Origin of the sequence: Photobacterium lutimaris (assembly GCF_003025555.1) — a bacterium.
GTDB lineage: Bacteria > Pseudomonadota > Gammaproteobacteria > Enterobacterales > Vibrionaceae > Photobacterium > Photobacterium lutimaris.
Window position 1 is genome coordinate 95,243 of record NZ_PYMH01000007.1, and the last position, 22,013, is coordinate 117,255.

Genomic DNA, 22,013 nt, shown 5'->3' on the forward strand with positions numbered 1-22,013 from the left:
ATCATGCGTCGGATAGGTTTTATTCTTTTTACTGTGGCGGTACTGATGACATTGGTCAAGTTGGGATTTTGGCAAATGACCCGCGCTCAGGAAAAAGAAAGCCTGGGTCATGCGCTGAAATTTCGCAGCGAGCAGATGTATTACAGCTTGGCGAGCTTACCGTCGGATCCGCGCTGGTACAGTTTGACCTTGAGAGGGGAATTTGATCACAGCAAGGCGGTGCTGCTGGATAATCAACTCTACCAAGGTCGCCCGGGTTACCACGTGCTTTACCCTTTTGCTGTCGATGAGGGATGGGTACTGGTGAATTTGGGCTGGATTGCGGCACCGGTATACCGGGAGCAGATCCCGGTACTACCGGAGTATCACGGTGAGGTGATGGTCAGCGGCATTATCGCCCCGCCATCTTCCTTGCTGGAATTGGCGGCTGAGGTGATGGGACAGGGGTATCCTTTGAGGGTACAGAACATCAGTATGGCGGACTTGAGTCAACACATGGATTTGTCCCTTCCACCTTGGGTGTTGCAGATAGACCCGAGCAGCCCGCTAGCACTAAACCAGACTTGGATCCCGGTGGTGATGGGACCGCATAAACATTATGCCTACGCGCTGCAGTGGTTTTTGATGGCGCTGGCGGTATCAGGGCTTGCATTTTGGTGGCTGAGACGGAGTAAACCATGAAGAAACAGGGAACGTTGCTACTACTTTTAGGTGCCTTCGCCCTGCCGGTGATTCTGGCCAAGCTGGTGCTGGATCTCAACTGGTACCAGGGTGGGGTGACCAACCGCGGTGAACTGCTGGAGTCACCTATCGCCTCTGACTGGCTGGGCGAGAGCAAGCAATGGCAATTGATTTATCTATTGCCGGATGAGTGCGGTGAACTGTGTCAGGGGGCCTTGTTCAACCTGCGGCAGGTGCCGCAGGCCGTTGGGGCCGATCAAGACCGGCTCAGCAGCGTATTGCTGATTGATGGTGACATGCTTGACGGACAACCCTCTGTTGTCAAAAAGCAGCTTTCCGGCCTCGATCAGCGCCAGGTGCCCGATTACGTGGTTAACCAGCTCAAGACTCTGGAATACGGTGGCAAGGCAATTTATATCGCCGATCCGCTCGGTAATGTGATGATGGCCTACCCTTTGGTTAAGGGGCAGGTGGCGGTATTGGCACAGGGCAAGGATGTGCTGAGGGATCTCAAGCGGCTGCTGAAAATTTCCAAAATCGGCTAGGGAGAGCATGGGATGAAACAAGATCATTATCGATTGTGGGTCGCTCTGACTTTTGCGCTGTCACTGTGTGTGATTGCCCTTGGTGCCTACACCCGTCTTACCGAGGCGGGGCTAGGCTGTCCGGATTGGCCGGGGTGCTATGGCTTTGCCGGGGTGCCGCAGAATGAAACTCAGCAAGCGCTGGCGGCATCGCGTTTCCCTGATGCGCCGCTGGAAGCTGGCAAGGCTTGGAACGAAATGCTGCATCGCTATGTCGCTGGTACTTTGGGCTTGATGATTTTAGCGCTCAATATCCTGGCGTGGCGCAAGCCTTCCCGGCCCAAGGGGCTGCCAGCCTTGCTGCTGGCGACGGTCATCTTCCAGGCCTTACTCGGGATGTGGACCGTCACCATGGTGTTGATGCCCGTGGTCGTCATGGCGCACTTGCTGGGTGGGTTTACGACCGCTTCCCTTTTGTTCCTGCTGTGGCTGCGGCTGGGCCGGACGCCGTCACATACCTCTTCAGCCCAGAGCAGCAGTGGCCTGCAGGCCTTTGCTCTGCTCGGCTTGCTGGTGGTGGTGGGCCAGATCGCGCTAGGGGGCTGGACGGCAGCCAATTACGCGGCCGTGGTTTGTACCCAGCTGCCGTTGTGTGAAGTGGATTGGCAACAGGGGTTTGACGCCTCGGCCTTTGCCTTGATCCAGCCAGAACATGATACCTATCAGTACGGGGTGCTGGATTACCAGCAGCGGGTCACTATCCATGTGACCCATAGGATGGGGGCGATGGTGACGGCTGGGGTGTTGTTTGTGCTTGCATGCTTGTTGTGGCGGCATAGAGCGCTTCGAGGAGTGGCGGTGATGATGCTGTTGGTGTTAGCCGGACAAATTGGCCTTGGCATCACCAATATTGTGGCCAGTTTGCCGTTATCAGTCGCTGTGGCCCATAACGTCACCGGCGTCTTGCTGTTGTTATCTCTGGTGGCGGTGAATATGCAGGTATACCGGATGAGGCTGGCAGGCCGATATCCCAACAATGTGGCATCCCGGATGGGTAGCTGAGAGTGACACATAGCCAAAGGAGGGCCTGAACATGGCAAAGAGTCAGGTTGTAGTTAAAGGGGGGTATAAGCCCCTGTCATCGGCAAGGGTGTGGCAGGACTATCTGACCATGACCAAGCCTAAAGTGGTTGCCATGTTGTTGCTGACAGCATTGGTCGGGATGTGTCTGGCGGTGCCGGGGATCCCGCCGCTCAAGGCGGTGGTATTCGGCTTGGTTGGGATCGGTCTGCAATCGGCAGCGGCGGCGGCCTTCAACCATGTGTTGGATCGCCGTTTTGATGCCAAGATGGCAAGGACCTATCATCGCCCGCTGGCAAAAGGCCGGGTCGAAACCCATAAAGCCGTCATTTTTGCCTGCGTGCTGATGGTGGCCGGCTTTGTGGTGCTATGGCAACTCAATGCCCTGACCGCCTGGCTGACGTTCGCCAGCTTGATTGGCTATGCCTTGGTGTATACCGTTTGGCTCAAGCATGCCACGCCGCAGAATATCGTGATCGGTGGCCTTGCCGGTGCGGCGCCGCCCTTGCTCGGTTGGACGGCGGTAACCGGTGAACTGCACTCCCATGCGCTGCTGCTGGTGATGCTGGTGTTTACCTGGACCCCGCCGCATTTCTGGGCGCTGGCTATCCATCGCCGTGATGATTATGCCAAGGCGGGGATCCCGATGCTGCCGGTGACCCACGGTATTGGCTACACCAAGACCATGGTGCTACTGTATACCTTGATGCTGGCCTTGGTGGGCCTGTTGCCCTGGCTGACCGGGATGAGCGGCGGGTTGTACTTGGCGGGTAGCAGCGTGCTGAACCTTGGGTTTATTGGCTATGCGCTCAAGCTGAAATTTGCCGATGAACCCGGCCATGCATGGGCGACTTTCAAGTATTCGATTTGGCATTTGCTGGCACTGTTCATGGTCTTGTTGGCCGATCATTGGTTGGCAGCGCTGCTGGTTTAATCGTGGATTAATGGTGGCTTACTCGCCGCATTAGGCACTCGTCGGAATATTCCCATCCTGCAGACTGGGAATAGCCCCTGTGGATTTTATCCATGGGGGCTTTTTATTTGTGTCTGAACACCAGATAATCGCGGGCCGGATATCGAGAGTTGAGGTTGTTGTGCTGCAAGCATTGCGAGATAGAACATTGCACCGTCAGGTGTTTGCCCTGGCACTGCCGATGGTGTTGTCGAACATTACGGTTCCCCTGCTGGGTTTGGTCGATGCGGCGGTGATCGGACATCTCGAGCATGCTTGGTATCTTGGTGGGGTTGCCGTCGGCGGGACCATGATCAATGTGACGTTCTGGCTGCTGGGCTTCTTGCGGATGGCCACCACCGGACTCAGCGCCCAGGCCTATGGCGCTTCTGATCGCGACGCCCAGGCAACTGTTTTTATCCAGGGTATCGCCTTGGCGTGGTTGATGGCGCTGGTGCTGATTGTGTTCCACCGGCCGGTAGCCGATCTGATCTTCCATTTCAGCTCGGCCAGCAGCGAAGTGAAAACCTATGCCGAGCAATATTTCTCGATCCGCATTTGGGGCGCGCCTGCGGCGTTGGCAAACTTTGTCATCATGGGGTGGCTGCTAGGTAGCCAGAATGCCAAGCTGCCGATGTGGCTGTTGATTGTGACCAACGTGGTCAATATCAGCTTGGATGTCCTGTTTGTCCTCGGCTTTGGCTGGAAAGTGCAGGGGGCGGCCACCGCATCGGTACTGGCCGAATACAGCGGACTGGTATTGGGACTATGGTTTGTCTCGCGCCAATGGCTGAGCCAAGCGCTGCCGGCATGGCGAAGTAAGCTGGGCAGCATGCGCAATGGCATCGCTCGACTGCTCAAGCTCAACCGCGATATCTTCCTACGTAGCCTGTGCCTGCAATTAACATTCACGTTCATGACATTCCAGGGGGCCACACTCGGTGACAATGTGGTGGCAGCCAATGCGGTACTGATGAGCTTCTTGATGCTGGTCTCCTACGCCATGGATGGGTTTGCCTATGCCATGGAGGCGATGGTTGGTAAGGCGATCGGTGCCCGTAACCGTGCCGAGCTTGGTCGCAGTTTAGTCGGCACGACGTTCTGGAGCTTGGTGATCTCCTTGGTGCTGACCTTGGCGTTTGCCATCTTCGGCCGTGACATCATTGCCCTGGTTTCTGATATTCCGGCCGTACAACAAGAAGCGGCCCAGTATGTCCCTTGGTTGGCCGCTGTGCCGCTGGTCGCGATGTGGTGTTTCTTGCTCGATGGTATCTTCATTGGGGCGACCCGGGGACGGGAGATGCGCAATAGCATGTTCGTTGCCACCTGTTGTTATTTTGCGATCTGGTGGTTGCTGGCCGGCTTTGGTAATCACGCACTCTGGGGCGCGATGCTGGGATTCATGGCTATGCGGGGGATCGGTTTGGCCGTGGTATTTGCCTATCAGTGGCAAAAAAATATTTTCCTGCAACCAACTAATACAAACAAATAGTTAGGATGAATTGACTTAATTTGCTCAATTTTGCGGCAAAAAAAGCTACCCAGGTGAGACATGATCTGTTTAAAATGCGAACAATTCTGTCACCTGGGAGGATAAATGAGAAACGCAGTATTGGCACTTTTTTTAGCGGTAATGACGATAAGTTGGGTCGCGCCAGCGACGGCCGCTATCCAGGGCAAATCATACAAGGTTACGGCAACAGCGTATAACTCGGTTCGGGCTCAGACCAACTCCAATCCATCGATAGCGGCTTGGGGGGATAGGCTCAAACCGGGGATGAAAGCCATCGCGATTTCCCGAGATTTTCTGGGCAGGGGCTTCAAGCGTGGCACCATCGTTAAAATCTCCGGCCTGCCGGGTGAATATGTGGTGCTGGACAAGATGAACAAGCGCTGGAGCAACAAGATTGATATCTACATGGGTCAGGATATCAAAGCTGCCAGGAATTGGGGGCGCCGCAATGTGACCATTACCGTTGTGAAGTCATAATGACGGTATCAAAAACCTGAAAACATAACGGTTCTAGTTAATCGCTAGAACCGCTATCTTTTCAGATTCGAGAGAATACCAAGCGTATAAGCCTTCTTTGGGAGCGGCCCTATTCCGTTTGGTATACAAAAAAGCGAGAGCCTTGGCTCTCGCTTTTTTTATGTACTTTGCTTAGAGTAAGCTGCTAGTAGTAAGAGTGCTCACCACGGGCGTGCTCGGTAACATCGCGAACGCCAGTCAGTTCACCGGCAAACTGGGCCAGTAACTCTTTTTCAATACCTTCTTTCAGGGTCACATCGACCATTGAACAGCCATTACAACCACCGCCGAACTGAAGGATAGCGACGCCATCTTCGGTAATTTCAGCCAGTGATACATGACCACCGTGACCTGCCAATTGCGGGTTAACCTGCGTTTGGATCACGTAGTCGACACGCTCCATCAGCGAGGCGTCATCAGACACCTTGCGTACCTTGGCATTCGGTGCTTTGAGCGTTAGCTGCGAGCCCATTTTGTCGGTGACAAAATCAACCTCGGCATCTTCAAGGAACGGCAAGCTCAGCTCATCAACGAAAGCTGAAAACAGGTCAAATTTGATTTCGGTGTCACTGGCTTCCACTGCTTCCGGTGGACAGTAGGACACGCCGCACTCTGCATTTTGGGTCCCAGGGTTTACCACGAATACACGGATGTTTGTCCCTTCAGGCTGCTGGGCCAGAAGTTTGCCGAAGTGCTGTTGAGCATTCTCAGTAATAGTAATCATAGACACGACGTAATACCTGACTTATTTAGTAAGATTAATTCTATTCTACTCTTTGCTGCCCTTTCTATCACCCATTAATCGTTGCAACTATGATTTCGACACAGATCTCGATGATTTTCTTGAAAACTTTCACGCAGGGGTATAGCACAGGCAGTAGATATCGACCCGCTCGACACCGTGCTGGTGCAGCAGGGTTGCCGCACCGGCAACGGTACTGCCGGTGGTAACAACATCATCGACAAGGGCAACATGACGAGGCAGCGCCTTAGCGGTAAGGGTAAAGGCCCGCTCGAGGTTATGCTGGCGCTGCGTCTTGCTGAGGCGGTGCTGAGGTGCGGTATAGCGTTGGCGTCGCAATCGACGGGTTGCAAGGCGGCTGCCGGTACGCTGGGCGATGACTTGGGCGATAAGGCTGCTTTGGTTGAAACCACGTTGTAGGCGGCGGATCGGGTGCAGGGGGATGGGCAGCAATAACGGGGCCGGATCATCGATTTGTTGCGCCAACAGCTCGCCGAGCGGAGAGGCCAGCCAGAATTGTCGTTGGAACTTGAACTGGTGGATCACCTGGCGCAAGGGAAATTGGTATTCGCCGACGCGGTAAAAGCGCTGCCATGGGCGAGGGGCATTGAGGCAATGACCGCACTGGTCGGCATCCTGCAGCAGGGTATGGCCGCAGTGGCGGCAATATGGCGGGCATGGAAAGCGAGCCAGGCAATGCTGGCACCATATAGGATGCGGCCCTGTGACAGGAAGCTGGCATAGCTGGCAGCGGTGGTCGCGGCGCAGAAAGTTGGTGAATTGAGTAATAAGCGATACCATCCGAGTCATTCCAAGGCGCAAATAAAGGAAATATAGATGACCACTGAGCTTCATTGGCAAACGCAAGGCCAAGGTTCCGATCTACTTCTCATTCATGGTTGGGGAATGAACGGTGCCGTGTGGCAGCAGGTACTGCCAACGCTGGCCCAGCATTACCGGGTGCATGTGGTTGATCTGCCGGGTTATGGACACAGTCAGCCCCATTGTGCTGCCGGCGTCGATGAAATTGCCGGTATGCTGCTGGAGCAAGCACCAGCGCAGGCAACGTGGCTGGGCTGGTCATTGGGCGGCTTGATTGCCACGACCGCCGCGCTGCAGGCGCCGGACCGGGTGCAGCAGTTGGTAACCGTCGCGAGCTCGCCGTGTTTTGCCGCGGAAAAGGCGTGGCGGGGGATCAAACCGGAAGTCCTGGCCGATTTTCGCCGTCAGCTCGATGTGGACTTTCGCACGACAATAGAGCGCTTTATGGCCTTGCAGGCGATGGGCAGCCCATCGGCCAGACAGGATATTCGCCATCTCAAGGAAGCGGTATTGTCCCGGCCCGAGCCCGAGCCGACGGCCTTGGCATTGGGGTTAGAGATGCTGGCCGAGGTGGATTTACGGCCAGAACTGGCCGCGATTTCCCAGCCCTGGCTGCGCTTGTATGGCCGGTTGGATGGCTTGGTCCCGGCCAAAGTTGCCCGTGATCTTGATAAGCTAGCCCCGCAGTCACAGCAACATGTGTTTGCTGCCGCTTCCCATGCGCCGTTCATCTCCCATCCTGATGAATTTATCGATACGCTAAAAGCATTTACGGGGTAGTATGAATTAAGCGCCTAGCATGAGTAGATATTTATGATGCTCATGACCTGTTCGGCCTAAACTTTTTGCCGTTTGGGCCGATAGCACTTTTAGAGCAAAATTTTGACGTTGTTTTTTTGCTTTAGCGCTATGGTGGAGAGGGAAAACCAACATGACAATCGGCACTATCAACAATTCGGCCACTTATACCCCGGCAAGTCTTCAGACTGCAGCGCAGCCTGATATTCGTGAGGCAAAGAATACGGCAGCCACTGGCGTGGCCAAACAAAATGATAATATGCCGGCTAGCCAGACCAAGGTGTCGATTTCAGACCAGGCACGCCAGCTGCAGGCTGATGATGCCGCGGCGCAGAAGGCCCAGCGGCAAACGGCGGAAGAAGACATCGGAGATAAGGCTGAAGCCTTTGCCTATGGTGCGTTGGGAATGGATCATCCTGATGAGGTTAAAGCCAACAGCGACGGTTTTTACAACGCCGGACAGTGGCTGGCGGCAGCGGGTACGGTTGCGACCGTTTTGCTGGCCGTTGCCTGACAGCTTGAATACGTACTGCCTATTTCAATACCGCCCGCAGCCTGATGCACAGATGACAGGAGAGATGTACCAGCATGTTAGTCACTCCCGTACAGGTGGGCGCGCCAGCTGTTGCCCCGACGATTAACCCGCCAACTGAGCAAACCGCGCGGGATAATCGTGTACGCGAGAAAATCGTCCCCACGACTGAGATGCAGTCATCTGCCCAAGAGCGGGCGCTGAGTAGTGAAGAGAAGCAGCTCAAGAAGCCATCATGGGATCCCGCCGAACACCCCAATTACCAGCAGCAAGCCGTTGAAGAAAAGCATTACGGCTATCAAGAATCGATGGAGATGCTGGTTAAGGCCCTGTCGGCTGACAGCTACCTCGCCGATGTGAATGATCTGGGGTACTCCATGCATATTAAGCTGCCGCGAGAGTTACTCGAAGCGCTGGAGCAGATCAGCCAGTCAGAGCGCACCAAGGGTGTCGTTGCCCACAAGTATGCCCAAGCCACAGTGCCCAACCCGCCAACGGAATATTTGGTGGTGTTGTAACCGTGATCCTAGAATCTAAAAAAAGCCAGCATTCTCATGCTGGCTTTTTTGTTATATCCAAAGGTTAGCCCTTTGCTATTTCTTCTTGGCGTTGGCAAAAGCGGCTGCGAATGCACCGCCCATCGCGTTGTTGCCATTGTCAGCCGGTTTGTTCTGGCGCTGACGTGACTGGTGATTGCCCTGTGGACGGTTGCCCGGTGAACGCTCGCCCTGCGGCTTGCGAGCCGGCTTGTTGTCCTGGCCCGGCTCATCGCTTAGGCGCATCGACATGCCGATGCGTTTGCGCTGCAAGTCCACTTCCATCACCTTGACCTTGACGATATCGCCGGCCTTGACCACTTCGCGCGGGTCGGAGACAAACTTGTCCGACAGCGCCGAGATATGTACCAGACCATCCTGGTGGACACCGACATCGACGAAGGCACCGAAGTTGGTGACATTGGTGATCACCCCTTCAAGTACCATGCCCGGGATCAGATCTTTGACCTCGTTGACCCCTTCGGCGAAGGTGGCGGTCTTGAACTCGGGACGCGGATCGCGGCCCGGCTTATCGAGCTCGCTGATGATATCGGTGACGGTCGGCAGGCCGAATTTCTCATCGGTGTAGTCTGCGGCCTTGACCGTGCGCAGGAACTCGCTGTTGCCGATGATCGCATCGAGCGCCTTGTCGTTGGCCGCCGCAATGTTCTTGACCACGGCATAGGATTCCGGGTGCACCGCTGAGCTATCAAGCGGGTTCTTGCCGCCCATGATCCGCAGGAAGCCAGCACACTGCTCGAAGGCTTTTGGCCCAAGACGGGAGACTTTTTTCAGCGTGGTGCGGCTGTCGAAGCGGCCGTTTTCATCGCGGTAGCTAACAATGTTCTGGGCAATGGTACCGTTGAGGCCTGCCACGCGGGTCAGCAAGGCCGGTGAGGCAGTATTAACATCGACACCCACGGCATTTACACAGTCCTCGACCACCGCATCCAGGCGCTTGGCCAGCATGCTCTGGCTGACATCATGCTGGTACTGGCCCACACCGATGGATTTCGGGTCGATTTTAACCAGCTCGGCCAGCGGATCTTGCAGGCGGCGACCGATAGATACCGCGCCACGCAGGGAGACATCCAGATTCGGGAACTCATTGGCGGCCAGCTCGGAAGCGGAGTAGACCGATGCCCCGGCTTCGCTCACCATCACGCTTTGGATCTTGAGGTTGTTGTCCTTGAGCAGACTGGCAACAAAGCTGTCTGTTTCACGTGAAGCAGTACCGTTGCCGATCGCAATCAAATCGACATCGTGCTTGATAAGCAGTGCCAGCAAGGAAGCTTCTGCTTCGGCGACACGAGCGCGGGCGGTGTGCGGATAGATAGTGGCGGTATCAAGGACTTTGCCGGTGCTATCGACAACCGCGATTTTACAGCCGGTACGCAAACCCGGATCCAGCGCCAGCGTCACGCGCGGGCCGGCCGGTGCGGCCATCAGCAAGTCCTTGAGGTTGTCGGCAAACACCTGCATCGCGCCGTCTTCGGCTTTTTCCTTCAGTGCCGCCATCAGTTCGGTTTCCAGGTGCATGGCAATTTTGATCCGCCATGCCCAGCTGATCACCTGTTTACGCCAGATATCGGCCGGCTGGGTACCCAAGGTCACCCCAAGGTGGTCGGCAATCATTACTTCGCAGTAGGAGCCGCGAACGCCTTCGTCCTGATTGGGATCGGCATTGAGGCTGATTTGCAAAAAGCCTTCGTTACGGCCACGGAATAGGGCCAAAGCGCGGTGGGAAGGGATATTCTTGAACGCTTCGTGGTACTCGAAGTAGTCCTTGAACTTGGCTCCTTCCTGCTCTTTGCCTTCCACCACCCGTGAGGTAAGCTCGGCTTGAGATAGCAGATGGCGACGAATTTTCTCCAGCAGCGTAGCATCTTCGGCAAAGCGCTCCATCAAAATGGCGCGGGCACCGTCGAGCACGGCTTTGGTATCGGCAAAGCCCTTGTCGGCATCGACATAGGCAGAAGCACTGTCGTCTGGTGTTTGGCTTGGATCGGCCCACAGCGAGTCGGCCAGCGGCTCAATACCTGCTTCAATAGCAATTTGGCCTTTGGTACGGCGCTTGGGCTTGTAAGGCAGGTAGAGATCTTCCAAGCGGGTCTTGCTGTCGGCATCGTTGATGGCCGCTTCGAGCGCGGCAGTCAGCTTGCCCTGCTCGGTAATGGACTTGATGATCACCTGGCGGCGGTCTTCGAGCTCGCGCAGGTAGCCAAGGCGAGATTCGAGGTTACGGAGCTGGGTATCATCCAGTCCGCCGGTGACTTCTTTACGGTAACGGGCCACGAAAGGCACGGTGTTACCATCATCGAGCAAAGTGATTGCGGCTGTGACTTGTTCCTGGCGAACATTCAGCTCGTTGGCAATCAACTGGTTGATCGTATTGCTCATCCGTTCATTTCTCTTGTTGTCTTGTATAGGCCCATTCTACGGGCGATTGGGGGGCAGGCAAGGTATTGCGTGTTAGCGATTTGTCAGTATCTGACAGCGTTATCAAACTGCAACTACTGATAGCGGATACTGTTGACAAACCACTCTTTTTTTCCTGCCGGCGTGTTCACTTCCACCTCGTCATCGACTTCTTTTTTCAGCAGGGCGCGGGCCATGGGTGAGTCAATCGAGATGTAGTCGTTGCGGCCGTAAATCTCGTCCGGGCCGACAATGCGGAACGCTTTGGTCTCGCCGTCGTCGTTTTCAATTTCGACAAAGGCCCCAAAGAAAATCTTGCCGTCTTGCTGCGGGGAATAATCGACAACCTTTACTTGCTCCAGGCGCTTGCGCAGATAGCGGACCCGACGGTCGATCTCGCGCAGGCGCTTCTTGTTGTACTGGTAGTCGGCATTTTCGGAGCGGTCGCCAAGGCTGGCAGCCCAAGTGACTTTTTTGGTGACTTCGGGACGCTCCTCCCTCCACAGAAAGTCGAGTTCCTTTTTGAGTTTGTCATAGCCCTCGCGGGTGATGAGGTTGGTTTTCATTGCAGGGTCCGGTTTATATCGGGGGCTGAAAGCTGAACGTGTCTTGGTTTCACATAGTCGTTCGGTACGAGGTACAGATCAAGTCTCAGCCACTCAGAATGCGTATTGTTTTGGATAGTTCATTGAATTTAGGTTAGTTTAAGAGGTAGGTAAACAAAGATTGTTGTTACGGTAACAGAGAAAAATCACCATAAAACTGGCGCTTCTGACATAAACGGTAACAATTTAGTGGTCATTTTAGCGGCAAATTTCAGCTAACCGCTGGGTACGTCGAGTAAAATACGGCCAAAGCACGATAAATTTGGTCGATGCAAGTAAGGTGAGATATGCAGGAAAATTATAAGATTCTGGTTGTTGATGATGACATGCGCCTGCGTGCGCTACTGGAGCGTTACCTGTCAGAGCAGGGCTTCCAAGTACGCAGCGTGGCCAACGGTGAGCAAATGGACCGCTTATTGTCCCGTGAAACCTTTCACCTGATGGTATTGGATTTGATGCTGCCGGGCGAAGATGGCCTATCTATTTGTCGTCGTTTACGTAACGCCAATAACATGCTGCCGATCCTGATGTTGACCGCTAAGGGCGATGAAGTGGATCGCATTGTTGGGCTGGAAGTTGGTGCTGATGACTACCTGCCTAAGCCATTCAACCCGCGTGAACTACTGGCCCGTATTCGTGCCGTATTGCGCCGCCAAACCGTTGAAGCACCGGGTGCCCCGAGTGTTGATAGCAAGGTTATCGAGTTCGGTGAATTCCGCCTTAATCTGGGGACCCGTGAAATGTTCCGTGGCGAAGAGTCAATGCCACTGACCTCGGGTGAATTTGCGGTATTGAAAGCTTTGGTGACCAATGCCCGTGAACCAATGTCCCGTGACAAGCTGATGAACATGGCCCGTGGCCGTGAATATTCGGCGATGGAGCGTTCGATTGACGTTCAAATCTCTCGTCTGCGCCGGATGATTGAAGAAGATCCAAGCCGTCCGCGTTACATCCAGACCGTTTGGGGACTGGGTTACGTGTTTGTTCCGGATGGCAGCGAGGCGTAAGCCATGCGACTGTCGCCACGCAGCACGTTTACCCGGACACTGATCCTTCTGGCTGGCTTGCTGATAGCCAGCCAGATTTTTTCTTATCTGGCTGTCCTCAATTATGCCTTGCTGCCGAGCCTGCAGCAGTTCAACCGGATCCTCGCCTATGAAGTGCGCTTGATGCTCAAGGAGGATGTGGAGCTGGCCGACGGCAACACCTTCCACCTTGATACTCCGCTGCGCCGCCAGTTGCTTGAGCAATTGGGCGTGACCTTGCACGCTGAAGACGGGACCGATCCGATCCATGACGAGGAGCTGCAGGAATTTTCCAAGGCGACCGTGATTGAGTATCTCAGCGAGGAGATGACCCAGGAGCTGGAGTCACCGACAGAGGTACGTCTGGTGCTGGGGGCGGAAAGTTATGTACTGTGGCTGAAAAGCGAGTCGATACCCGGTTACCTGATGCGGATCCCGCTCTCTGAGTTGCAGGAAGATGATTTCTCGCCGCTGTTCCACTACAGCTTGATCATTGCCTTTATGGTGATTGCGGGCGGCTGGTTGTTTATCCGGATCCAGAACCGACCGTTGGTGGCACTGGAGCAAGCTGCCTTGCAGGTGGCTAGGGGCGAAACGCCGCCAGTATTACCTGAACGTGGGGCATCGGAGATTCGCGCCGTGACCAAGGCTTTCAACAGGATGTCGGCGGGTATCAAGCAGCTTGAAGATGATCGCGCCCTGCTAATGGCGGGGGTGAGCCACGACTTGCGTACACCATTGACCCGGATCCGCTTGGCGACCGAAATGATGTCACCGGAAGATGGTTACTTGGCCGAGAGCATGATTAAGGACACCGAGGAGTGTAACGATATCATCAGCCAGTTCATGGACTACCTCAAGTCAACCAAAAAGCAGGCAGAGGAAGAGCTGGAACTTAACTATCTGCTGGAAGAAGTCGCGGAAGCCGAAGGCAGTTATGAACGCCAGATCGAGCTTGAACTGACCGAAATCCCCGGTGTTGTTGTCGGTAACGGGGTGTCAATTAAGCGTTCTATCGCCAACTTGGTGGTCAATGCCCAGCGTTATGGCAATGGTTGGGTCAAGATATCCAGTGGTACGGCTGCAGATCGCAAGAGTGCGTGGTTCTGTGTCGAGGATGACGGTCCCGGAATTGATCCCGAGCAGGTTGCAAGGATGTTCCAGCCATTGACCCGTGGGGACACGGCACGTGGTACGGACACCGAAGGGACGGGCTTGGGACTGGCGATTGTCAAACGTATCATCGACCAGTACGAAGGGGTCATTCAGGTCTCCAACCGCCGCGAAGGTGGCTTGCGGGTGCAGATCAGCTTGCCCTTGCTCGTTAAGAAGTTGCCGGTCAAAAAGTAACGGTTTATCGCCTTAACCAAGGCTGTGTGACGTAAAAAAAGCGAAGGTGATATCACCTTCGCTTTTTTATTGCCTGGCATTCGGTCCGCTCTTTAGGCATTTGAATAGTTCTCCCGCTGGCCGAGCCAGCGGTCGATAATCGCCTTGGCGTTGTCCGGGTAGTTATCGTGCAGGTAGCGGGCCAGTTTCTGGACCTGGGGGATCAGGTGCTGGTCACGGATCAGATCGGCGACTTTGAAATCGGCCACACCGGTTTGCTTGGTGCCGAGCAATTCGCCGGGACCGCGAATTTCCAAATCGCGTTGGGCAATCACAAAGCCATCGCTGCTCTCGCGCAGTACCCCCAGTCGTTTCTGTGCCGTTTTCGATAGCGGGGCGTGGTAGAGCAGCACACAGTGGCTGGCGACATTGCCTCGGCCAACCCGGCCGCGTAACTGGTGCAGCTGGGCCAATCCGAGCCGTTCGGGGTTTTCAATGACCATCAGGCTGGAGTTGGGGACGTCGACGCCCACTTCGATAACTGTGGTGGCAACCAAGAGGTGCAGCTCGCCATCCTTGAAGCGCTTCATCACTTGTTGTTTTTCTGCCGGTTTCATTCTGCCATGGACCAAGCCGATATTGAGCTCCGGCAACTGGGCCGTTAGCTCGTCGGCGGTATCGGAGGCGGCTTGCGCTTCCAGGACCTCGGACTCATCAATCAGGGTACAGACCCAGTAGGCCTGACGGCCTTCATTGAGGCAGGCTGAGCGAATGCGTTCGATGATTTCCTGGCGGCGTGAGTCGGGCAGGGCCACGGTTTGGATCGGGGTACGGCCCGGTGGCAGCTCATCAATGACCGAGGTTTCCAAGTCGGCATAGGCGGTCATCGCCAAGGTCCGCGGAATCGGGGTCGCGGTCATGATCAACTGGTGCGGATAACAACCACCGTTGGCCCCTTTCTCGCGCAGCTCTAGGCGCTGGTGGACCCCGAAGCGGTGCTGTTCGTCGATAATGACCAACGTGAGGTTATTGAATACCACCTGATCCTGGAACAGGGCGTGGGTACCCACCACCATTTTGGCGTCGCCACTTTCGATGCGGGCTAATTCTTTGTCGCGGGCCTTGCCCTTGAGCTTGCCGGCTAGCCAACCGACTTCAATGTCCATTGGGTTGAGCCAGGTGGCAAAGTTGATGGCATGCTGTTCGGCCAGCAATTCGGTTGGTGCCATTAGGGCCACTTGATAGCCATGCTCGATCGCACGCAGTGCGGCCAGGGCGGCAACCAGGGTTTTACCCGAGCCTACATCACCCTGAACCAAGCGCATCATCGGGTGTGGCACGGCAAGATCGCGTTCGATATCGGCGACCACCCTTTGCTGGGCACCGGTTGGGGTGAACGGCAGGCTTTTTAGCAGCTTGTCTTTGAGCGTATTGCTTTCGGCAAGCGGCCAGGCGGCATGGCGTTGACTCTTGTGGCGTACAGCCAGCATCGACAGGTTTTGTGCCAGCAGCTCTTCGAGGATCAGACGCTGTTGGGCCGGGTGCTTGCCTTCTTCGAGTTGGTCGAGCGATACATCCGGTGTTGGCCGGTGCATCACGTGCAGCGCTTGGGAGAGGGTCATCTGGCGGTCGTACAGGCCTTCCGGTAGCAATTCGCGCACCGCAGATTTGTCGAGCAGGCGCATGGCTTGATCGGTCAAGTTACGCAAGGTCAACTGGCGTAGGCCATCGGTGGTCGGGTAAACCGGCGTCAGGGTTTCTTCGGTGCTGAGTTCGGTAGGCTCGGAGAATACCTTGTAGTCGGGGTGGATGATCTCCAGCCCGTACTTGCCGCGCTTGATCTCGCCGTAGGCCTTGACCTGCTTGCCTTCGCTCAGGCTGTTTTTCATCGCCGCGTTGAAGTTGAAAAAGCGCAGGGTGGCACTGCCGCTCTGGTCACTGATCTTGACGGTCAGCATCCGGCGTTTGCCAAAGGCGATGTTGCTGCTGAGCACCTCGCCCTGAATCGTCAGGTGCTGACCGGCCATCGCACTGGCAATCGGCCAGATCCGGGTGCGGTCTTCGTAGCGGAGCGGTAGGTGGAAGAGGAGATCCTGCACCGTGTGCAGACCGATTTTTTCCAGTTTTTCTGCCATTTTGGCACCGACCCCCGACAGTTCTGTCAGGGCAATGGTATCGAGAAGTTTTCCGCTCATCGCTACATCCGTTTATGGTAAGGTCTTTTTCTTTTTCGGCTCGGTGGCCTGCATGATGCTCCACCACTGGTCATCGGCAGCAATTTGGCCGTTCTCGTCCAGTGGCGGATAAGGCAGCCCCTTGCGGCGGGCAACCTTGGCCAGTACCGGGTGGCCGCGTTCGAACAGGATGCGGTGAACCACATCATCGGGCAGCGGGGTTTTATCTCTGTTATACATACCGGCATTTTGGCGCTGGCGCTGGGCTTCATACAAGATCAGGGCACTGGCCACTGAGACATTCAGTGACTGTACCATACCTACCATCGGGATGATGATATCCTGATCGGCCATCGACAGGGCTTCAGCGGTGATCCCATTTTTCTCGCCACCCAAGATAACAGCGGTTGGTTTGGTGTAGTCGATCTCACGAAAATCAACCGCAGTATCGGACAGGTTGGTTGCCAATACCTGCATCCCTTGCGCTTTTAGTGCACTGACCGCATCGACCATCGTGTCGTGGGTTTCGAGCTCGACCCAGTTGCGGGCGCCGGCCGACGTGTGGCCCAGCACTTTCATGCCGTCTTTCGGCCATACGGCATGGACTTTGTGGATCCCGACGGCATCGGCGGTACGGACAATCGCCGAGACGTTATTGGGTTTGTGGACTTCTTCCATGCACACCGTCAAGTCTGGCTGGCGGGTGGCAAGGACCTCGTGGATACGTTGGAAGCGTTCTGGGCTCATTGTTATATGTTACCTAAAGAAAACGCCCGAGAACGGGCGTTTGTAATTTTTGACGGGCCAAGCGAGATGCTGGCGCGATTAATTTTTCTGACGTGAAACACGCACCACATTGGGCATGACCCGGATCCGGCGCATGATATCGGCCAGATGGATACGTCCCTTGGTGGTCAGGCGCACGGTAATGGTGTACAGGCGACCGTCTTTCTCTTCCGTTGCCAGACCCTGGATATTCGATCCGGTTGCCGCAATGGTATTGGTCAAGTCGGCCAGTGCACCTTGGTGGTTTTGCATATCGACCTTGAGCGAGGTGACAAATTCCTGCTCGAAGTCCTCGCTCCACTCAACCGCCATGTATTTGTCCGGCTCTTTCTGGTAACCACGGATGTTGGCACATTCCTCGCGGTGGATCACCAAGCCTTTACCTGGACTGACATGGGCCATGATCGGGTCACCGTGGATAGGGTGACAGCAGTTGGCAAAGGTCAGCAAGATACCGTCAGCGCCGCGAATTGGCAGGCGTTGATCCGATTCTTTGTTTGTCAGTTCATCGGCGCTGCCCAGTAGGCGGCGGGCAATGACCACACTCATCAGCTCACCCAGACCAATTTCGGCCAGCAAGTCTTCGAGGTTTGCCAGGCGAAGATCAGTCAGTACCTGATGCAGGTTATCTTCATCAATTTGGTCGATGTTGATAGCACCAAGGGCATGGTTGAGCAGGCGGCGGCCAAGAGTGATGGACTCTTCGCGGCGCATGGTCTTGAGCACCTGACGGATCTTGGTGCGGGCGCGGGACGTCACCACGTAGTTGAGCCAAGCGGCATTCGGGCGGGCACCCGGTGCGCTGATGATCTCAATGGTCTGGCCGTTTTTCAGCGGTTTGCTCAGCGGGTACGGCTGGCGCTCGACACGGGCACCGACACAGGCATTGCCGACATCGGTATGTACCGCGTAGGCAAAATCGACCGCGGTGGCCCCGACAGGCAATTCAACAATCCGGCCTTTCGGCGTAAAGACGTAGATTTCATCCGGGAACAGATCCGACTTAACGTTTTCAATGAACTCGAACGAGCTACCGGCGCTCTGCTGAAGCTCAAGCAGGCTCTGCATCCAGCGCTGGGCTTTGACCTGCGCCGTGGTGCCTGAGCTCTCGCCGTCTTTGTAGGCCCAGTGGGCAGCGACACCTTTGTCGGCCATCTGGTCCATATCTTCGGTACGGATCTGAACTTCCACCGGGACCCCGTGCGGACCGACCAATGAGGTATGCAGCGATTGGTAGCCGTTGGCTTTCGGGATCGCGATATAGTCTTTCATGCGGCTCGGGCGGGGCTTATACAGGTTATGGACCTGCCCCAGTACGCGATAGCAGGTATCCAGATCTTTGATCAGTACGCGGAAGGCGTAGATGTCCATGATCGAGTGGAAGCGCTGCTCCTTGTTCTTCATCTTATTGTAGATGGAGTACAGGTTCTTTTCGCGGCCTTGCACCGTGCCATCAATCCCCGCGTCTTTGAGGCGACCTTCAATTTCGGCGTGGATCTTATTAATCATTTCTTTGCGGTTACCCCGTGCGGCAGCCACCACTTCCTTCAAAACACGGTAGCGGTTCGGATACAGGGCTTCGAAACCCAGTTCTTCCAGTTCGGTTTTGATGTTGTGGATACCCAGGCGGTGCGCCAGCGGAGAGAATATCTCCAGCGTTTCGCGGGCAATTCGGCGGCGTTTGTCCGGACGCAGGGCACCCAAGGTGCGCATATTGTGCGTACGGTCGGCCAGCTTGATGAGGATAACGCGAATATCATGGGCCATGGCCATGATCATCTTGCGGAAGTTCTCGGCTTGCGCTTCTTTGCGGTCGCGGAACTTCAGCTTGTCCAGCTTGGAGACGCCATCAACCAACTCGGCCACGGTAGAGCCAAAGCGACTGTCGAGATCGTCTTTGGTGACCTCGGTATCTTCGATGACATCGTGGAGGAGGGCTGCCATCAAAGTTTCGTAGTCGAGGCGCATTTCGGCCAAGATACGAGCAACAGCAATGGGATGGATGATGTAAGGTTCGCCACTGGAGCGGGTCTGCCCTTCATGGGCATCACGCGCAACTAAATACGCCTGCCTGAGCGCCTCTATTTGAGACTCAGGCAGGTATTCGATTGCGACTTCTTTCAGGCTATCAAAAAGATACAATTCGCCCGGTTCCCTGAATTAACGGTTGTCGCCGGCAATAGCGCTAACAGCTGCTAGCTCTGCCGCTTCTTGCTCTTGAAGTTCCTGACGCTCGCGAGCATCAAGGATATCTTTAGTGATTAGGCCTTCTTCGATTTCACGAAGTGCGATCACTGTGTACTTGTCGTTTTCTTCAGGTACCAGTGGATCCTTACCGCCAGTTTGCATCTGACGAGCGCGGCGTGAAGCAATTTGGATCAGATCGAAACGGTTGCCAATTTTATCAACAGCGTCTTGAACGGTTACGCGTGCCATGGAGGACTCCAGTGGTTATATAAGTAAAGAGGGAAAATTGTACAAAAATACTTACTGTTCTGCCAGTAGCGCATTCAGCATGCTGCTATATTTAGCAGCTTGTTTGTCTTGCTTCAATCGTTCAGCGCGGATGATGGCTTTAAAATCCAATAAAGCAGCATCGAAATCATCATTAACGATCACGTAATCGTATTCGTTGTAATGAGAGATTTCAGCGCGGGCTTCTTGCATGCGACGGGCAATAACAGTTTCGCTGTCTTGACCACGTGCATTCAGGCGACGCTCCAGCTCTTCTTTTGATGGCGGCAGAATAAACAGACTTTTCGCTTGTGGCATTTGCTTGCGAATTTGACGCGCACCTTGCCAGTCGATGTCAAGGAATACGTCGATCCCTTTGTTTAGCTGCTCTTCAATCCAAAGGCGAGAGGTGCCATAGAAGTTACCGAAGACTTCAGCGTGCTCTAAAAATGCACTTTTTTCTGTGAGTTCAGTAAATTCTTCTACGCTGACAAAATTGTAATGAACACCGTGCTGCTCACCCGGACGCATACCGCGCGTGGTGTGAGAGACGGATACTTTCATGTCATAGGTCGGGTTTGTTTCAAGAAGGGCGTTAATCAAACTTGATTTACCAGCACCGCTTGGGGCCGACACGATGTATAGAGTACCTTTGCTCATTGCCTATTTTCACTCAGTGATAGAAGGGCGCGCAGATTATCATGAACCGCGTGCAAAAGAAATTAGCTGGCTGCTTGAAAATTCAACTTTTTGTCTACGATCAGAGAGCCAATAAATTAAGCCTAGTTGAATTTAGTGTTGCCGAGATAGCCTTATTTCAGGTTATCTTGACCTTAATGGTGAAATATAATGTGACCCATGCCATTACTTTACTTGTTTTTTTCTGGTCGAGTAAAGCCGCCATAGAGATCGAGCCGACGGTGGCGCAAGTTTGTGACCGACCCCTCGGTATTGAGGTACTTGAGCTTATCGAGCTCGACATCGGCAAAGATGATCATCTCTGTGTTGGCGCTGGCCTCGGTAATGGTGGCGTCGTGGGGGAAATAGATGTCCGAGGGTGAAAAGACCGCGGACTGGGCATATTGGATATCGACATTATTGACTCGCGGTAGATTACCGACGCTGCCACCAAGTGCGACATAGCATTCATTTTCGATAGCCCTCGCCTGGGCACACAACCGAACGCGTAAATAACCATTTTTAGTATCAGTCCAAAAAGGTACGAACATGATTTGGACGCCTTGCTCTGCCAGCATCCGGCCCAGCTCGGGAAACTCGGCATCGTAGCAGATGAGGATGCCAACCCGTCCGGCATCGGTATCGAAAACTTTGACCTTGTCGCCACCATCAATGACCCAGTCTTTTTGCTCGTGCGGGGTGATATGGATTTTGTATTGCTCATCGATACAACCGTCACGGTGCAGTAGGTAAGAGACATTATAGAGGCGGTCATTCTCCAGCACCGGCATACTGCCTGAAATGATATTGATGTTGTAGGTGACCGCCATTTGGGAAAACCGCTGTTTGATGGCCTCGCTAAACTCGCTCAGAAAACGGATGGCCTCAACCGGGCTGAGATCGGCCTTGAGCCCCATCAGCGGAGCATTGAAAAACTCAGGGAATAGCGCGAAATCCGCCTGGTAGTTTGACAGTGAGGAGACAAAAAATTCGGCCTGATCGATCAGATCATCGAGTGAAACCATTTTGCGCATTTGCCATTGGACGATGCCAATACGGACCATTTTCTTTTCGGGTTCAATAGCGGACGGCATTTCCTCGTCATAAAACACATTGTCCCATTCCAGCAAAGTGGCATAGCCGCATGACTTGGCATCTTCCGGCAGGTAATTCTTCATTAGTCGCTTTACATCAAAATCATTGGCAAGCTGGAACGACAAGATAGGGTCGTGGCTTTCCTTGCGCTTGATCTTTTCGATGTATTCGATGACGGTGAATTGATCGGCCACTTTGTGGTAGCCGGGAATACGGCCTCCGGCCAAGATGGCCTTGAGGTTGGCGCTGCGGCAGAGCTCTTTGCGTGCATCGTAGAGTCGCCTTCCTAGGCGAAGCCCTCGGTAATCCGGATGGACAAACACATCCAACCCGTATAGCGCATCCCCCGTCGCTTGATGCTGGATCACATTTTTATCGCTGATGATGTCGGTGTAAGCGTGGTTGAGTGAAAAGCGGTTGTAGTTGACCTTGATGGTGAGGGCGGCCCCGACTATCTTGCCGCTGTCTTCAATACAGATTTGGCCGTCAGGAAATTGATGGATCAAATCCATGATAGTCATTCGCGGCCATGCCCCTCCGACATCGGCAAAGACCAAATCCATCAACGCTGCCAGCTCGTCATAATCACCGGGTTCAATTGCACGGAGGTTTAGCAAAGGGGTATTTGTATCCATTCTCACCATCTCTGTCTGTGTTTAGGCGCTGAGTACTGTCACTGGTTGTTGCTCAGGTGTTTATATTATGTATCACAGATGTGGGGTCGAAAATATTTAATTGCTCTCAATATTGTGC

General features: G+C 54.5%; 21 protein-coding genes. 11 read left to right on the plus strand and 10 right to left on the minus strand.

Annotated features, from left to right (window positions below; translation table 11 throughout):
- The first annotated feature begins 3 nt into the window (after positions 1–3).
- The 6 genes from C9I99_RS15165 (at position 4) to C9I99_RS15190 (ending at position 5,227) form a co-directional block, all read left to right on the plus strand.
- Complete coding sequence (locus C9I99_RS15165; RefSeq protein ID WP_107349734.1) at positions 4–681, plus strand: SURF1 family protein; 678 nt, start codon at positions 4–6, stop codon at positions 679–681.
- A complete protein-coding gene (locus tag C9I99_RS15170) occupies positions 678–1,226 on the plus strand; it encodes a cytochrome oxidase (RefSeq protein ID WP_107349735.1) in 549 nt (182 codons plus the stop codon). The genes C9I99_RS15165 and C9I99_RS15170 overlap by 4 nt, the downstream gene beginning before the upstream one ends.
- Positions 1,227–1,238: 12 nt before the next feature.
- Entirely contained in the window at positions 1,239–2,267 is a 1,029-nt protein-coding gene (locus C9I99_RS15175; RefSeq protein ID WP_107349736.1) for a COX15/CtaA family protein, read from the plus strand.
- Between the two features lie 31 nt (positions 2,268–2,298).
- Entirely contained in the window at positions 2,299–3,219 is a 921-nt protein-coding gene (gene cyoE / locus C9I99_RS15180) for a heme o synthase (RefSeq protein WP_107349737.1), read from the plus strand.
- Positions 3,220–3,379: 160 nt separating this feature from the next.
- Entirely contained in the window at positions 3,380–4,729 is a 1,350-nt protein-coding gene (gene dinF / locus C9I99_RS15185; protein ID WP_107349895.1) for an MATE family efflux transporter DinF, read from the plus strand.
- Between the two features lie 105 nt (positions 4,730–4,834).
- On the plus strand, positions 4,835–5,227 hold the full coding sequence (locus tag C9I99_RS15190; protein ID WP_107349738.1) for a 3D domain-containing protein: 393 nt from the start codon (positions 4,835–4,837) through the stop codon (positions 5,225–5,227).
- A 184-nt stretch (positions 5,228–5,411) separates the two neighbouring features.
- Here the strand turns inward: C9I99_RS15190 and nfuA are convergent, their stop codons facing one another.
- Together nfuA and C9I99_RS15200 are read right to left on the minus strand one after the other, a co-directional pair.
- Positions 5,412–5,990 carry a Fe-S biogenesis protein NfuA gene (nfuA, locus tag C9I99_RS15195; RefSeq protein WP_107349739.1) on the minus strand — a complete coding sequence of 193 codons (579 nt, stop codon included), beginning with the start codon at positions 5,988–5,990 and terminating at the stop codon, positions 5,412–5,414.
- A 129-nt stretch (positions 5,991–6,119) separates the two neighbouring features.
- Entirely contained in the window at positions 6,120–6,809 is a 690-nt protein-coding gene (locus tag C9I99_RS15200; protein ID WP_107349740.1) for a ComF family protein, read from the minus strand.
- Positions 6,810–6,845: 36 nt separating this feature from the next.
- On the opposite strand from C9I99_RS15200, the gene bioH reads away from it, so the two are divergent.
- From bioH to C9I99_RS15215, 3 genes are all read left to right on the plus strand, one after another.
- A complete protein-coding gene (bioH, locus tag C9I99_RS15205) occupies positions 6,846–7,610 on the plus strand; it encodes a pimeloyl-ACP methyl ester esterase BioH (RefSeq protein ID WP_107349741.1) in 765 nt (254 codons plus the stop codon).
- Positions 7,611–7,761: 151 nt separating this feature from the next.
- On the plus strand, positions 7,762–8,142 hold the full coding sequence (locus tag C9I99_RS15210; RefSeq protein ID WP_107349742.1) for a hypothetical protein: 381 nt from the start codon (positions 7,762–7,764) through the stop codon (positions 8,140–8,142).
- 74 nt (positions 8,143–8,216) lie between these two features.
- A complete protein-coding gene (locus C9I99_RS15215; protein ID WP_107349743.1) occupies positions 8,217–8,678 on the plus strand; it encodes an ATP-dependent Lon protease in 462 nt (153 codons plus the stop codon).
- A gap of 75 nt (positions 8,679–8,753) precedes the next feature.
- Here the strand turns inward: C9I99_RS15215 and C9I99_RS15220 are convergent, their stop codons facing one another.
- Both C9I99_RS15220 and greB read right to left on the minus strand, forming a co-directional pair.
- Positions 8,754–11,096, minus strand: coding sequence for a Tex family protein (locus C9I99_RS15220; protein ID WP_107349744.1), 2,343 nt, complete (start codon positions 11,094–11,096; stop codon positions 8,754–8,756).
- A 113-nt stretch (positions 11,097–11,209) separates the two neighbouring features.
- Positions 11,210–11,680: a transcription elongation factor GreB gene (gene greB, locus C9I99_RS15225; protein WP_107349745.1), complete on the minus strand. Its 471-nt coding sequence runs from the start codon at positions 11,678–11,680 to the stop codon at positions 11,210–11,212.
- Positions 11,681–12,006: 326 nt separating this feature from the next.
- Here greB and ompR point away from each other — a divergent pair, with 326 nt between their 5' ends.
- Both ompR and envZ read left to right on the plus strand, forming a co-directional pair.
- Positions 12,007–12,726 (plus strand): osmolarity response regulator transcription factor OmpR, encoded by a 720-nt coding sequence (gene ompR, locus C9I99_RS15230; RefSeq protein ID WP_107349746.1) that lies wholly within the window; start codon positions 12,007–12,009, stop codon positions 12,724–12,726.
- A gap of 3 nt (positions 12,727–12,729) precedes the next feature.
- A complete protein-coding gene (gene envZ, locus C9I99_RS15235; protein WP_107349747.1) occupies positions 12,730–14,094 on the plus strand; it encodes a two-component system sensor histidine kinase EnvZ in 1,365 nt (454 codons plus the stop codon).
- A gap of 92 nt (positions 14,095–14,186) precedes the next feature.
- On the opposite strand, the gene recG is transcribed toward envZ, so the two are convergent.
- The 6 genes from recG to C9I99_RS15265 form a co-directional block, all read right to left on the minus strand.
- Positions 14,187–16,268 carry an ATP-dependent DNA helicase RecG gene (gene recG / locus C9I99_RS15240; protein WP_107349748.1) on the minus strand — a complete coding sequence of 694 codons (2,082 nt, stop codon included), beginning with the start codon at positions 16,266–16,268 and terminating at the stop codon, positions 14,187–14,189.
- A gap of 12 nt (positions 16,269–16,280) precedes the next feature.
- The gene (gene trmH, locus C9I99_RS15245; RefSeq protein ID WP_107349749.1) at positions 16,281–16,994 is read right to left on the minus strand and encodes a tRNA (guanosine(18)-2'-O)-methyltransferase TrmH; all 714 of its coding nucleotides are present in this window, start codon (positions 16,992–16,994) and stop codon (positions 16,281–16,283) included.
- A 78-nt stretch (positions 16,995–17,072) separates the two neighbouring features.
- Positions 17,073–19,175, minus strand: coding sequence for a bifunctional GTP diphosphokinase/guanosine-3',5'-bis pyrophosphate 3'-pyrophosphohydrolase (gene spoT, locus C9I99_RS15250; protein WP_107349750.1), 2,103 nt, complete (start codon positions 19,173–19,175; stop codon positions 17,073–17,075).
- Positions 19,176–19,193: 18 nt separating this feature from the next.
- Complete coding sequence (gene rpoZ / locus C9I99_RS15255; RefSeq protein WP_107349751.1) at positions 19,194–19,469, minus strand: DNA-directed RNA polymerase subunit omega; 276 nt, start codon at positions 19,467–19,469, stop codon at positions 19,194–19,196.
- Positions 19,470–19,520: 51 nt separating this feature from the next.
- A complete protein-coding gene (gene gmk, locus C9I99_RS15260) occupies positions 19,521–20,147 on the minus strand; it encodes a guanylate kinase (RefSeq protein ID WP_107349752.1) in 627 nt (208 codons plus the stop codon).
- A 209-nt stretch (positions 20,148–20,356) separates the two neighbouring features.
- A complete protein-coding gene (locus C9I99_RS15265) occupies positions 20,357–21,895 on the minus strand; it encodes a bifunctional GNAT family N-acetyltransferase/carbon-nitrogen hydrolase family protein (protein ID WP_107349753.1) in 1,539 nt (512 codons plus the stop codon).
- Positions 21,896–22,013 lie beyond the last annotated feature (118 nt).